Annotated in this window: 12 protein-coding genes and 1 pseudogene; 10 read left to right on the top strand and 3 right to left on the bottom strand. The window is 37.5% G+C overall.

Annotation, left to right across the window (positions count from 1 at the left end):
* The first annotated feature begins 841 nt into the window (after positions 1–841).
* From GJS40_RS06225 to GJS40_RS06180, 10 genes and pseudogenes are all read left to right on the top strand, one after another.
* Entirely contained in the window at positions 842–1435 is a 594-nt protein-coding gene (locus GJS40_RS06225) for a helix-turn-helix domain-containing protein (protein WP_270896980.1), read from the top strand.
* 456 nt (positions 1436–1891) lie between these two features.
* Positions 1892–2131, top strand: a complete 240-nt coding sequence (locus GJS40_RS06220; RefSeq protein WP_270896978.1) for a hypothetical protein — start codon at positions 1892–1894, stop codon at positions 2129–2131.
* Between the two features lie 234 nt (positions 2132–2365).
* Positions 2366–3887 (top strand): annotated as a pseudogene (locus GJS40_RS06215) (class I SAM-dependent DNA methyltransferase).
* The gene (locus GJS40_RS06210; protein WP_270896976.1) at positions 3877–5187 is read left to right on the top strand and encodes a restriction endonuclease subunit S; all 1311 of its coding nucleotides are present in this window, start codon (positions 3877–3879) and stop codon (positions 5185–5187) included. Before GJS40_RS06215 ends, GJS40_RS06210 begins: the two are co-directional and overlap by 11 nt.
* A 41-nt stretch (positions 5188–5228) precedes the next feature.
* Positions 5229–8468 carry a type I restriction endonuclease subunit R gene (locus tag GJS40_RS06205; protein ID WP_270896974.1) on the top strand — a complete coding sequence of 1080 codons (3240 nt, stop codon included), beginning with the start codon at positions 5229–5231 and terminating at the stop codon, positions 8466–8468.
* A 34-nt stretch (positions 8469–8502) separates the two neighbouring features.
* The gene (locus GJS40_RS06200) at positions 8503–8856 is read left to right on the top strand and encodes a hypothetical protein (protein WP_270896973.1); all 354 of its coding nucleotides are present in this window, start codon (positions 8503–8505) and stop codon (positions 8854–8856) included.
* Entirely contained in the window at positions 8856–9476 is a 621-nt protein-coding gene (locus tag GJS40_RS06195; RefSeq protein ID WP_270896972.1) for a DUF4352 domain-containing protein, read from the top strand. Before GJS40_RS06200 ends, GJS40_RS06195 begins: the two co-directional genes overlap by 1 nt.
* Before the next feature lie 340 nt (positions 9477–9816).
* On the top strand, positions 9817–10080 hold the full coding sequence (locus GJS40_RS06190) for a hypothetical protein (RefSeq protein WP_270896971.1): 264 nt from the start codon (positions 9817–9819) through the stop codon (positions 10078–10080).
* Entirely contained in the window at positions 10070–10540 is a 471-nt protein-coding gene (locus GJS40_RS06185; RefSeq protein WP_270896970.1) for a hypothetical protein, read from the top strand. Before GJS40_RS06190 ends, GJS40_RS06185 begins: the two co-directional genes overlap by 11 nt.
* Complete coding sequence (locus GJS40_RS06180; RefSeq protein WP_270896969.1) at positions 10534–10713, top strand: hypothetical protein; 180 nt, start codon at positions 10534–10536, stop codon at positions 10711–10713. Before GJS40_RS06185 ends, GJS40_RS06180 begins: the two co-directional genes overlap by 7 nt.
* Positions 10714–10866: 153 nt before the next feature.
* Here GJS40_RS06180 and GJS40_RS06175 read toward each other — a convergent pair whose 3' ends face one another.
* Genes GJS40_RS06175 through GJS40_RS06165 form a run of 3 tightly spaced genes read right to left on the bottom strand, consistent with a single transcriptional unit; the run spans position 10867 to position 13433 of the window.
* Positions 10867–11868 carry an aliphatic sulfonate ABC transporter substrate-binding protein gene (locus GJS40_RS06175; protein WP_270896968.1) on the bottom strand — a complete coding sequence of 334 codons (1002 nt, stop codon included), beginning with the start codon at positions 11866–11868 and terminating at the stop codon, positions 10867–10869.
* Positions 11869–11902: 34 nt separating this feature from the next.
* Positions 11903–12658 (bottom strand): ABC transporter permease, encoded by a 756-nt coding sequence (locus GJS40_RS06170; RefSeq protein ID WP_270896967.1) that lies wholly within the window; start codon positions 12656–12658, stop codon positions 11903–11905.
* Positions 12591–13433 (bottom strand): ABC transporter ATP-binding protein, encoded by an 843-nt coding sequence (locus tag GJS40_RS06165; RefSeq protein WP_270896965.1) that lies wholly within the window; start codon positions 13431–13433, stop codon positions 12591–12593. The genes GJS40_RS06170 and GJS40_RS06165 overlap by 68 nt, the downstream gene beginning before the upstream one ends.
* Positions 13434–13442: the final 9 nt, after the last annotated feature.

Raw genomic sequence — 13442 nt, 5'->3', positions numbered from 1 at the left:
CTCCGAAACGTCGGACATCTAGGGCAGGGACTGCCCGAAGTAACGCTCAAGGAGACGAAAGAGTGCTTTCGTCGAGGAGTTGAGAAGCTCCCACTTCAAGCGTTAGCTAAGTGGCGAGTAGTTCACTGCCATCTGTATCTAATTGTCCTCCGGCTACTTTGAGTCCAAAGTTAACGAGTGAAGTATAACGGACACACCTACCCGTTTATTCCCATCAACAAATGTGTTATCCAGTCATTTGGGTATAAGCCCTCGCCATCGAAAGTAGCTTTCGCTCGATTCAACGCGCTGTCTATGAACGATCGATCCTTAATACCATAGAGCGCCTGTTTCCTCCACAATTTTGATGACGTGCTCCGTAGAAATACTTTTCATTATTTGGCAAGCTCTCTGAGCGCGTCTTTATTATCATTATTGATATCATCCATGAGAGAAGATAACTTTTCTTTTTCTTTTTTTTCTGTTTATGATGAAGAAATTTAACTAAATCAATAACTCCTTCTTGTTGTTAGTCTTTTGGGAGGCTTTGAAATTCATGTAAAAATTTCTTTTACACACTCATACTTTTAAAATATAATTATTCTTATTTTACCATATATTGGTATGGTTTAGACGTTCTTTTATGAAAAGAAAAATGAGCAATCATTTGTCCTCTTTAAGAAATAATTTTACCTATGGTTGGATAGCAATGTAATATTAATATTTCCATCAAATCAGTAGACTGGTACACGATGATCAGTCCTTTTTTAACACTCACAAAAATTGATAATTTTGGCTGGAAACTTTTTACCCAGTAAGATATAATATTATTGATTCAGACAATAAATAGGTAGGTGATCGTTTGATAGGATTGGAGTACATCTTAGATTTATATGGCATGCAACATAGAGAACTTGCTGAAAAGCTCGGTATTAAAAAGCAAAATATTAACCTTTGGATTAAAGGAAAGCAAAAGATCCCCAAAAAACATCTACCTATTTTAGAAGAAATTTTTGGGATAGAGGCTACATATTTTACGAAAGAACTAACCGAATTGGAAAAACTGGAAATTCAAAAGGAGAAATTAAAGCAAGACTTAGAGCCAGTGATTACTAAACATGAAGAGCAGTTCTTAATTGGTGAAAAGAACGATTTGGTGGAAGTACCAATTTATGATAAAGAGGAAATGAATCAAATTGAACATGGGATTGAAAAGGCGAAGCTCATAGAAAAGTTTCGTACTATCATCCATCGTGCGGAACATCAACCGTACTTAGACACCTTTAAATTAGTGCTCGAATTGTTAGATAAAGCTCAACATGAGCCAATATTCCATAAAACAGTGGAAGGACTAGCGCACTATTTAGAAGTTTTACCAGACTGGGTTTCAACTGGTCCTGAGCAAGATGAATTTGAGAGTGAATTGTTTGACGTGTTGGACGATCATAACTATTAATTTTTTCTTCCAGAAGGAGAGTAAGAAAGAATGATTAATCACAGGGATAAAAGTGATTTTTGGCAATTTTCTCCCATTCTTAATATTGAAGATTTGAATTTCGATAAAGTATTGGAAAGATTTTATAATATGAAAGTCCCGGGATTAGTATGAGAGGATATCCAAAACTCTTTAGACGGCCGATTGTTGGACTTCAATGGATCAGTGGTAGTTACGATTAAAACTGGAACCATTAAAACGACTAAAAATTATTATTCCTTTTCTTCGGGACGGTTATGATAACAAAAAAGAAATAATAAAAAGTGTCTGCGACAGTTTCTTTGTTTCCATTTTAGAAGGGAAGTTAGAAGTAAAGGTAAATGACAAAGAAATAAATCAGGAATCTATTCGCGAAGTGATTAAAGACGAAAGTTATTATCCTCAAAATATTTCTGCCATAAAAAAGTGTTTACCCCCATGTATGTGAATACATATTTACACGAAAAACCGAGAGAAATAACAGTGATTGATGGTGTAAACAAGTTTGACTTTCAATTATATTTCCACTGTAACGAAGAGATTCCAAAAGGACGAATGGCTATCGTTCGAACCATTGGCATGAAAATTGAAGATTTTAAAGTACCGGGACATGCGACGAAACCAACTATGATACGACGAAATTACAGGTTCCAATTTTATAGACAAGATGTTATTTAAGTGCCTCTGTGTAAGGAAATGACAATATCATTTATCATCGAAAATACTACTAATTACACTATTTACTCCCAAATAATTCATAAAAAAGCATTATAAGTAAATTTGACTAGAAACTTTTCCCTAATTAAGATATAATTATATTGACTTAGACAATAAAATGATTTTGGTAGAGAGCTTAAGAGAAACAAAATATATTGGCATATACTTTACCCGATACACTATAAAGGAGTGTTAATGATGGAGACAGCAAAGATAGGCTTTGAAGAAACCCTTTGGAAATCAGCAGACAAACTACGCGGAAGCATGGATGCTTCAGATTATAAACATGTCGTTTTAGGTCTCATTTTTTTGAAGTACATTTCAGATAAATTTGAAATGAAGTATCAAGAATTAGTAGAAGAAGGGGCCGGTTTTGAAGAGGACCGTGATGAATATACCTATGAAAATATCTTTTGGGTGCCGAAACAAGCCCGTTGGAGTTACATTAAAGACCGTGCCAAAGACCCAAAAATTGGTCAATACATCGATGAAGCAATGATTGAAATTGAAAAAGAAAACCCAACCCTTCGTGGAGTGTTAGATAAACGGTACGCTCGTCCAGAGTTAGATAAACGCCGTTTAGGAGAACTCATTGACCTTATTTCTACGATAAAACTGCATAGTAAAGCAGAAAAAGATTTACTCGGTCGAGTGTATGAATACTTTTTAGGTAAATTTGCAAGTGCTGAAGGAAAAGGAGGAGGGGAATTCTATACGCCACAAAGCGTTGTAAAAACGTTAGTTGAGATGATTGAACCTTATCATGGGCGTATCTATGACCCTTGCTGCGGTAGTGGTGGCATGTTCGTGCAAAGTGAAAAGTTTGTCGAGCGACATCAAGGAAGAATTGAAGATCTATCTATTTATGGACAAGAATCGAACTCTACCACTTGGAAACTATGTAAAATGAACCTTGCTATTCGAGGGTTAGAAGGAAATATTGGAGAAGAGCATGCAGATACATTTCATGAAGACTTACACAAAATATTAAAAGCAGACTATATCTTAGCGAACCCTCCTTTTAATATTAGCGACTGGGGAGGAAGTGAATTAGAAGATGATGTGAGATGGAAATACGGTATCCCTCCAGCAAGTAACGCTAATTATGCATGGTTACAACATATGATATACCACCTTGCCCCAAATGGAACTGCAGGGGTCGTCTTAGCAAACGGATCACTCAGTTCGAACACTTCCAATGAAGGAGAAATCCGTAAAAACATACTAGAAGAAGATTTAGTAGATGCTATTGTTGCGTTACCGGATAAATTATTTTATTCGACAGGCATACCAGTGTCATTATGGATTTTAAGCCGAAATAAAAAAAATCACCCGAAATACCGGAGCAGAGAAAATGAAATATTGTTTATTGACGCGCGAAATATGGGACAAATGGTAGACCGACGTTTGCGGGAATTAACAGAAGATGACATTCAAAAAATTGCAGGAACATATCGAAATTGGCGGAAATTAGATGGTGAATATGAGGACATTAATGGGTTCTGTAAATCAGCCACAATAGAGGATGTCCGCCAAAACGACTATGTGTTAACTCCGGGACGTTATGTTGGAATAGGGGATGTTGAAGAAGATGGAATTCCATTTGAAGAAAAAATGGAAACCCTCACGAGTGAATTAAGAGAATTATTTGAAAAATCCCACCGATTGGAAGAAGAGATTAGAAAAAATCTAGGGGGGGATTGGGTATGACATCTAATGGTTGGAAAGAAGTTACATTAGGTGAAATATCTCTAGATGGTAAAGGTAGTTACGGAATTGCTGCATCTGCTGTAGAGTATTCTGATGATTTATATACTTACTTGAGAATTACAGATATAAATGATGATGGTACATTGAATAAGACTGATTTAAAGTCTGTAGATGATGAAAAGGCTGAAAAATATTTACTTCAACCAAATGATATTGTTTTTGCTCGTACAGGCAATAGCACAGGAAGGAGTTATTTTTATGATGGATCAGACGGTGAGTTGGTCTATGCAGGATTCTTAATCAAATTTAGCTTAGATCCATCTAAAGTAAATCCTAAGTTTATGAGGTATTATACTCTTTCCAATGAGTATAAAGGCTGGGTGTCTTCTTATATATCAGGTAGTACTAGAGGAAATATTAATGCAAAAACATATGCTAATATGAAAATCTCTCTTCCACCTCGGAAACAACAAGATTATTTAGTTAAGGTTCTTTCTTCATTAGATGAAAAAATTAAAACAAATAATCAAATCAATGAAAAGCTTGAAGAAATGGCTCAAGCATTGTTTAAACGTTGGTTTGTTGATTTTGAGTTTCCAAATGAAAATGGAGAGCCCTATAAGTCAAGTGGAGGAGAAATGGTTGAAAGTGAGTTAGGGCTGATTCCTAAGGGTTGGGAAATTGTGAGTTTAAAAGAATTAACATCTAAATTTACTACAGGATTAAACCCAAGGAAAAATTTTGTATTAGGTAAAGGTGAAAATTTTTACGTAACTATTAAAAATATGAGTAATCAACAAATTTTATTAGATGATAATTGTGACAAAATAGATGATGATGCAATAAAAATTATTAATAAAAGATCGGATTTAAAAAAGGGGGATTTGTTATTTTCAGGCATTGGAACTATAGGTAGGGTATATCTAATTGACGAAACACCAAAAAACTGGAATATCAGTGAATCTATTTTCACACTAAGACCCTCCGACTTTATTTCATCTGAATTATTATACTTAATACTGCTAAGCGAAAATCTACAAGGATATGCTCAACAATTGGCGAGTGGTAGTGTACAAAAAGGAATAAGAATGAGGGATTTAAAAGCATATAAGTTAACTCTTCCTCTTGGCAATTTAATTGATAAATTTACTAAATTTATAAAACCTTTAATTAGCAAACAGAAAAATATAGAAAAGGAAAACCAAATCTTAAGAGAAATACGAGATATTCTTCTTCCAAAACTTATGTCGGGTGAAATTCGTGTCCCGTTGGATGATGAGGTGTTGACAACTGAACATACTGTGTAATTATTGCATTCCACTTGAAAGAGGTAGAGGGGGATGATTATTTGGAAAATTTTACGGAGGATAAATTAGAGGAAGCGGCGATTGAGATTTTACAAGGACTTGGCTTTGAACATGTTTATGGTCCAGAAATTAGTCCAGGGGGAGAACATCCAGAACGAAATGATTTCCGCACCGTTATTTTGGAAGACCGCGTGAAATATGCGCTTTTTAAAAATAATCGGGATTTACCACCAGAAGCATTGGAAGAAGCCTTTCGTCAAATCATCACTTTTAACAGTCCGAGTTTAGAAGAGAATAATCGTTATTTTCATCGCTTAATCACCGAAGGAATTGATGTTTCTTTTCAAACTGATGGTCATAATCGTTCAGTGAAAGCTTTTTTGCTTGATTTTGAAGAACCATTGAATAATGAATTTCTCGTTGTAAATCAATTTACGGTAGTGGAAAAAGAAGAACGTCGTCCGGATCTTACTATCTTCATTAATGGAATTCCATTTGTTGTCATTGAGTTAAAATCAACAACGGACGAAAATGTTAGCATTGATCATGCCTATGCTCAGATTCAAACGTACAAACGAGATATTCCTTCTTTGTTTTATTACAATGCCTTTTGTATTTTATCAGACGGAATTAAAGCGAAGGCTGGAACAATTACGGCAAATCGAGAACGGTTTATGAATTGGCGCTCAGTTGACGGGGAAAATGTTTCTTCGTTAGAAGTACCGCAGTATGAAGTATTGCTTCAAGGGATGCTTACAAAAGAGCGGTTGATTGACATTATTAAAAACTTTATTCTTTTCCAAGAGTCTCACGAAGAAGAACGAGACGAACATGGGAATAAAATTGGGGAAAAAAAGACGATTGCTAAAATCATGGCAGCGTATCATCAATATTTTGCTGTCAAAAAAGCAGTAGAACATACGAAAACAGCGACGAGTGAAAATGGTGATCGAAAAATTGGTGTTATTTGGCATACCCAAGGATCAGGAAAAAGTCTGTCAATGGTGTTTTATACTGCTCAACTAGTTAATACCCTTAACAATCCAACGATAGTCGTCATTACTGATCGAAACGATTTGGATGATCAGTTATTCACAACCTTCGCCAAGTCCCAAGGCATTTTAAGACAATCTCCGAAGCAAGCGGATGTTCGGAAATTGAGTGACGAACAGAAAAAACAACAAGCGAAGGAAAATACGAAAGAAACGCATGGTCTTTATGATCTTTTGAATGAAAGAGAATCAGGGGGAATTATTTTTACTACCATTCAAAAGTTTAAGCCAGAAGAAGGAGAAATGCCTGTTTTAACAGACCGAAGAAATGTCGTTGTTATTGCCGATGAAGCTCATCGCAGCCAGTATGGTTTTTCTGCTAAAACAGATACAAAGACTGGGGCAGTGAAATATGGCTATGCGAAATATTTACGTGACGCTCTTCCAAATGCTTCATTTATCGGCTTCACAGGAACACCGATTGAATTAGAGGACAAGTCTACCCCTGCGGTTTTTGGAAATTATATTGATATTTATGATATGACCCAAGCAGTGGAAGACGAAGCAACGGTAAAAATATATTACGAAAACCGTATTATTCGATTAGAAGCGAATGAAGAAGAGCTAGCTCAAGTTGATGAAGAATTTGAAGAAATAACAGAAGACCAAGAAGAATCCACAAGAGAAAAATTTAAGTCGAAATGGTCTAGGTTGGAAGCGATTGTTGGTTCTCCGAATCGGTTAAAACAATTAGCAGAAGATATCATTCATCATTATGAAGAAAAAGCGAAAACAATAGACGGAAAAGCAATGGTTGTTTGTATGAGCCGTCGTATTTGCGTCGCACTTTACGACGAAATTGTCAAACTCCGTCCAGATTGGCATTCCGATAACGACAATAAAGGAAAAATTAAAGTGGTTATGACCGGAAGTGCAGGAGATGAAGAGGCTTTGCAACCGCACATTGGCGGTAAAAAGCGCCGCGATCTCCTCGCAAAACGAATGAAAGATAATAGTGATGAATTAAAAATCGTGATTGTCCGTGATATGTGGCTGACAGGATTTGACGTCCCTTCTATGCACACGATGTATATTGATAAGCCAATGAAAGGACACAATTTAATGCAAGCAATCGCCCGCGTAAACCGTGTGTTTAAAGATAAGTCGGGTGGGGTTGTTGTCGACTACATCGGAATCTTAGAAAGTTTAAAAAAAGCGTTAAATCAATATACCGATAGCGATAAGAAAACGACAGGCATTGATACTTCTGCTGCTATTGCGGTCATGAAAGAAAAACTAGAAATATTACAAGATATGATGCATGGGTTTGATTACTCTCCTTATATGGGAGAGTCCCAAGCGGAACGAATTCGTGCGATTACAGGCGGAATGAATAATATTTTCGGTAAAAGCGAGAAAGAACAAAAAGAATTTAAACAAATTGCAACGGAGCTAGCAAAAGCTCATTCTTTATGTGCTGCCACAGAAGAAGGAAAAGCTGTAGCACTTGAAGTGAGTTACTTTAAAGCGGTGAAAGCAAGTTTGAACAAGCTTCAAGCAAAACAACCAAAGCGAAAGTCGAAAAAAGAAGTAGAAGCGCGTGTGAGCCAATTGTTGGAACGTTCCATTATCTCTGAAGAAGTAGTCGACGTCTTTGAAGTAATGGGCTTAGAACACCCTGACGTTTCCATCTTATCAGAGGAATTTTTAGAAGAAGTGAAACAATATGAGCATAAAAACTTAGCAGTAGAAATGTTAAAGAAATTACTCGAAGGAAATATCAAAACGATGGAAAAGCGCAACCTCGTCAAATCACAAAAATACTCCGAAAAACTAAAACAGTCATTGAAAAAATACAAAAACCAAGCAATCACAAACGCCGAAGTGATGGAAGAATTAATCAAAATGGCAAACGATATGAAAAAAGCCAGACAGGAAGAGGAAGATCTCGGATTAGACGATGATGAAATTGCATTTTACGACGCACTTACTTCAGAAGATATAGTGAAAGAATTAATGGAGGATGAAGTTCTGAAAAAAATTGCTTTTGAATTGACACAAGCAATTAGGCGAAACATGACTATCGATTGGCATAAAAGAGAAAGTGCTCGGGCAGGAATGCGCCGAATTATAAAGAGATTGTTAAGAAAATACGACTATCCACCAAAACAGGCGAGAAAAGCATTAGATACCGTTATGCAACAAGTAGAATTAATGGCAGAAAATACTCCAGTTACAAATTGGGATGCAGAGAGAGCGGCAGAGTCTTCGGAGAAATATAGGCTATAGCCATTCCACTTTCACTTTGAAAGGGGGTGATTTAATGAACATAGCCATTGGTATTATTGCAATAATTATATCTTTTATTGTAGGTATTCAAAGTTTTACCGTAAGCGTGCTATCTGAGGTGGTTGGTGAAGAAGCAACAGCCGGTGCTGGAGCCATTGGTGTATTGGTAGCGTTTTTGTATTTAGTAGGTGGGGCGTTTGCTTTTAAATTAACAAATGTAGCGAAGTGGATTTTAGGTATTGGTGGTTTGCTAGGTCTTTTAGCTGGTGCAACTAGTGATTATTCTGATGTCACAGTGTGGGGTATACTTGGTCTCATCATGAGTGGACTATTGTTTTGGGATGTAAAAAGAAAAAATAAGCAAAAAGATAAGGAGAAAATAGCGTAATGAAAAAAATTATTATGTTTTTTGTGATGTTAAGTTTTGTTGTAATGATGATGGCTTGCGGTGAAAGTTCATCACAAGTGAGCGAGTCTGAAGGAAATAACGCAAACGATGAAATCGTTGAGGAAACATCAAGCAATGGTGACGAGGAAAATACTGAAGAATCTGAAGAAGAAGAGTTTGGAACACGTAATAATCCAGTGGCGCATGGTGTGAGTGTAGATGTTGAAGTGAGCGATTGGTTGTTCGGTGATGCGCATTATGAAATGGAATTAATAGAATCCATTAGTGGCGCTGAAGCTTTGGAAATGGTGAAGGCCAGTAATGAATTTAATGATGAACCAGGTGACGGGAAAGAATACATTTTAGCGAAGTTTCGCTTGCAATTAATTGAAGTAGAAGAGGAACCATTTGATGTTAATCCACAACAATTTGATATTGTTAGTGCTGGTGGTGCCTCTTATGAAGATTTTGTGAGTGTTGCTGGACTTGATCCGGAGTTTCGCTCTGATTTGTATGAAGGTGGAGAAATTGAAGGATGGGTACCATTTCTTGTAGATGCTAATGATGAGAAACCTTTAGCAAAATACGGCGATATATGGTTTGATCTTCGTGGCGAATAGAAAGTATATAAGCATTTTATTCAGCGTCCCAAACAATGAAAATGTTGATGACTAAAATAACAAAATTAAAATTTCTGGTGCACATTTATTTGTGCACCAGTTTTTATTTGTAAGAACCCCCATACAATTAGGATCTTATTTGAAAAAAATAGGAGAAAATGATGAAATTTCTCTATTAGGTGAGACACTCACTAAAATACAAACATATGTTCTTAATTTATGTTATAATAAATGGAGCGGTATCCATGGGTTGGAAATTTATTAATGTCATGACCGCTCCTTTTCATTGAGCTTAAGTCGGCCTTGATTGTGGTAAAATAAAAGAAAGGATGTACGGAAATTGAAGAAACGAACGGATGTTGCATACAATAATTATGACATTATTTTTCGCAACATGACCGAACAGTTTCGTGAAAAAGTCCTTGACTTTTATGGTATTAAAACTGCCCCAATTGTCCGGGTAGAACCGACTGATTTGCCAAAGATTTCAGTACAAGATCGACGCATGGACTTTATCTTTTTACTTGCAGATGACACATATTTGCATTTGGAGTTTCAAACGACTTTTTCGGAGAAAGATTTGGATCGTTTTTTTGCAGTATGATGTGAGTGCCTATGACAAATTCCAAAAGCCAATTCGAACGGTTGTCATATACGGCGCAAATATTGCTGAAGCGTTGGAAGTGAAGAATTATGGTTCTGTCACATATGAAACAAAAGCTGTTTTTATGGGAGATTATGATGGAGATTCCATCATGCAGGATTTATGGGCGAAGGTAGAAAGTGGGGAAGAATTAACGGAACTTGACGAACTAAATCTAATTTTTCTCCCTTTAATGCGAAGTAGTGTAAACCGTTCTGAGCGTGCAATTGAGACGGTAGAGTTAACGAAGAAAATACGTGACGAAGACAAGCAATTACGGCTAATGTCAACGATTATTGCAATTAGTGATAAGTTCATTGATCAGGAATATATAGAAAAACGGATGGTGGTGGCAAGTATGGCGAGAGTGATTCGATTGGCGGAAGAAAAGGCGGAACGTCGTACAGTCAACGTATGGTGAAAGATTATCTACAAGCTCGTTTCGGAGAAGAAGCAAATACTTTGTTAGAATGGGTAGATCAAATTACTGATTTAAACGTTTGGCATAGCCTTACTCCTAAAATATATCGTGCAAAAAATATAAAAGAAGTTGAACGATTATTTGAAGAAGGAATGAAGAACGAAAAAGAATAGTTCCCTATGAAAAATCCCTAATTTTCTTCAGTGGAACGTAACTTTTTTGTAAAAAAGATAAAAGAATGACGCTAATTCTTCTTTGCTTCTCCACAAAAAAGCTGTTGCCAACGCCCATAAACGCCCATACTGGCAACAGCTATTTCTGGTGAATTATTCATTTTGCACGGATTCTAAGATAGTAAGGTCCACTAAACCTTCAATGTCATTACTTTGGATATATTCTGCTTCTAAACTGATATCCGCCATTTCTTGGATGACTTGTTCGTTGACGTCTGTCGTTACTTCTAAGTTGTTAAAAGCGGCTTCCACTTCGTCTTCATTGAGTTCTTGACCGGTTAATTCTTTCAAATGTTTAATGACGATTTCTTGACTTTCTTTCGGATTTTCTTGAATAAATTGTACGGCACGGAGATGTGCTCGTACGTACGCTTCTGCTAATTCTTCATTTTCTAAAAATCTTTCAGCGGCAGCGACGACTGTGTTAGTAGATTCTTTCCCCCAGGCGAATTCATCCCAATCGAGAAGTTTCACACCATTTGCTTGGGTTTCGAGCACATATCCCCATGGCTCTTGAGTGGCGGCTGCATCGACGGAATCTTGAATAAATAGAGTCGTCGTATCTGCCGGATCAGCCGCATATAGTTCGACTGTTCCACCGCTTGATGTAGTGGTGAGATCAACTTCTTCCAGTGTTTTTCGCAACATGACGTCTTGGGTACTTCCGATTACTGGAATGGCCACGCGTTTTCCATCTAAATCAGCAATACTCTCCACACCGCTGTCACCGTCTGCGACTAACACCGCTCCACCATTTACAGCACCGGAGATGATATGGTAGCTTTGGTCTCGGACATACGTGTTGAGAAGTGGACCAGGTCCGACGGTGCCAACGTCAATTGAATTTGTAGCCATTGCTTCCATAAATAGTCCGCCATTTGTTACCGTTTGAGTAATTATTGTCACTTCTTCGCCAAATTCTTCTTCAAAATAGCCTTTTTCTAAGCCAACGATGGTAGCAATATGGGTTAAGTTCGGGAAGTACCCGATTGTTACTTCTTTTTCGTCTTCTCCACTAGTACTCGATGAACCACATGCTGTGAGGAAGGCGGCCAAAACAAGTAAAACGACTAGTGATAAGAACCTATTGATCATTTTATCTCTCCTTCTGTTTTTTCAATGAAAGAAGTTATGTTGCTAATCCCCATTTTTTCTGTACGCGTTTGTCTAGTCTTGTGAAGACGACATTGTCAATAATTGTTCCAATCAGTGCAATTATAATCATGACGGATATGACTAAATCCATTTGTCCGAGAGAACGTCCGGTTTCAAGTAAATGTCCGAGTCCTCCTCCCGCCCCGAGCAGTTCCCCCGCCATTAACGCCCGCCATGAAAAGGCCCAAGCTAGGCGCATACCAGAAATAATTTGAGGGACTGAGGCTGGAATAATAACGGTTCGAACGAAATGAAGGCCGCCGGAGCCAAATGTTCTCGCAACCCGCCGATAGAGCTTTGGAACATTTTTAAATCCGCTAGCTGTCGTGATGGTCATCGTCCATGTTGCTCCAATTGTGACGACAAATAAAATGGCCATTTCACCAAGCCCGAACCAGACGATTGCTAGTGGAAGCCAGACGATGCTTGGAATGGACTGTAAGGCAACGACGAGAAATCCGAGCGTATCATCCACAAGCTTATACCGCCAAATGAAATAACCAAGGAGAAGACCGAGTGTGGTAGCGATAAAGAAACCGATGAGTAAACGCCCAACACTTCTAAAAATCGCTTCTGTAATTTGACCGCTAAACAGTCCGGTAAACAATGTTTCAAGAACCTGGAGAACTCCTGGAAACATAAAGTCCGGAACTGGTGATAGTCTAGATGCCACTTCCCATATCACCATAAGTATCGCGATGAACAGAACGCGTCTTAAAGTTGTAATCATCTCCAAGTTCCTCCTTTAACACTTTCTCCATCTCTTCTTCCAACTCACTTAAAATTTTTTGTTCTAAATCAAAGGCAATATGATCCGGTGTCACCCCGTCCTCTGATTTGTTAATGGTAAAAGTATTTTTTAATTTTCCAGGACGAGTAGACATGACAATCACTTTTTCAGATAATGTCACCGCTTCCCGAATGTTATGGGTGACAAAAAGGATCGTCACCTTTGTTTTTTTCCAAATGTCAATGAGTTCGTTATGCAACGTCATTCTCGTTTGTTCATCAAGAGCAGCAAAGGGTTCATCCATGAGTAAAATATCCGGTTCCATAACAAGTGCTCTTGCGATTGAGACCCGTTGCTTCATCCCACCAGAAAGCTGATGAGGATAAGCGTCAATATACTTACTTAAATGAACAGTTTTCAACATTTCTATCGCCTTTTCTTTCGCTTCTTGTTTCGGTTTTTTCTTTAAAAGAAGCCCGTAAGTCACGTTGTCAAGCACGGTTGCCCAAGGAAAAAGCCCATCTTCCTGAAAAACAACAATTCGATTAGGATTAGGGCCGGTCACCTTTTTGCCGGCGACTTGAATTTCTCCCTCTGTCACTTTTTCAAGACCGGAAATTAAATAAAGCAAGGTGGATTTTCCACATCCCGATGGTCCCACGATGGATACAAATTGACCCTTTTTTATATCAAAATCGATATTCTCCAACACCCTTACCGGCTCATCTGTATTGTTCTTAAAACTTTTCCCCACTCCATGTAGTGTTAAGTACATCCTTCTCAC

The organism is Aliibacillus thermotolerans, from assembly GCF_027853235.1.
In the GTDB taxonomy this organism is placed as follows: domain Bacteria; phylum Bacillota; class Bacilli; order Bacillales; family Marinococcaceae; genus Aliibacillus; species Aliibacillus thermotolerans.
The sequence above is the reverse complement of the archived record's forward strand: the minus strand, read 5'-3'. Positions and strand labels throughout refer to the sequence as shown.

Coding starts and splice junctions, on each gene's coding strand:
- GJS40_RS06220 (WP_270896978.1), top strand. CDS start 1,892: ATGTATGTGAATACATATTTACACGAAAAACCGAGAGAAATAACAGTG.
- GJS40_RS06210 (WP_270896976.1), top strand. CDS start 3,877: ATGACATCTAATGGTTGGAAAGAAGTTACATTAGGTGAAATATCTCTA.
- GJS40_RS06200 (WP_270896973.1), top strand. CDS start 8,503: ATGAACATAGCCATTGGTATTATTGCAATAATTATATCTTTTATTGTA.
- GJS40_RS06195 (WP_270896972.1), top strand. CDS start 8,856: ATGAAAAAAATTATTATGTTTTTTGTGATGTTAAGTTTTGTTGTAATG.
- GJS40_RS06180 (WP_270896969.1), top strand. CDS start 10,534: ATGGTGAAAGATTATCTACAAGCTCGTTTCGGAGAAGAAGCAAATACT.
- GJS40_RS06175 (WP_270896968.1), bottom strand. CDS start 11,868: ATGATCAATAGGTTCTTATCACTAGTCGTTTTACTTGTTTTGGCCGCC.
- GJS40_RS06170 (WP_270896967.1), bottom strand. CDS start 12,658: ATGATTACAACTTTAAGACGCGTTCTGTTCATCGCGATACTTATGGTG.
- GJS40_RS06165 (WP_270896965.1), bottom strand. CDS start 13,433: ATGTACTTAACACTACATGGAGTGGGGAAAAGTTTTAAGAACAATACA.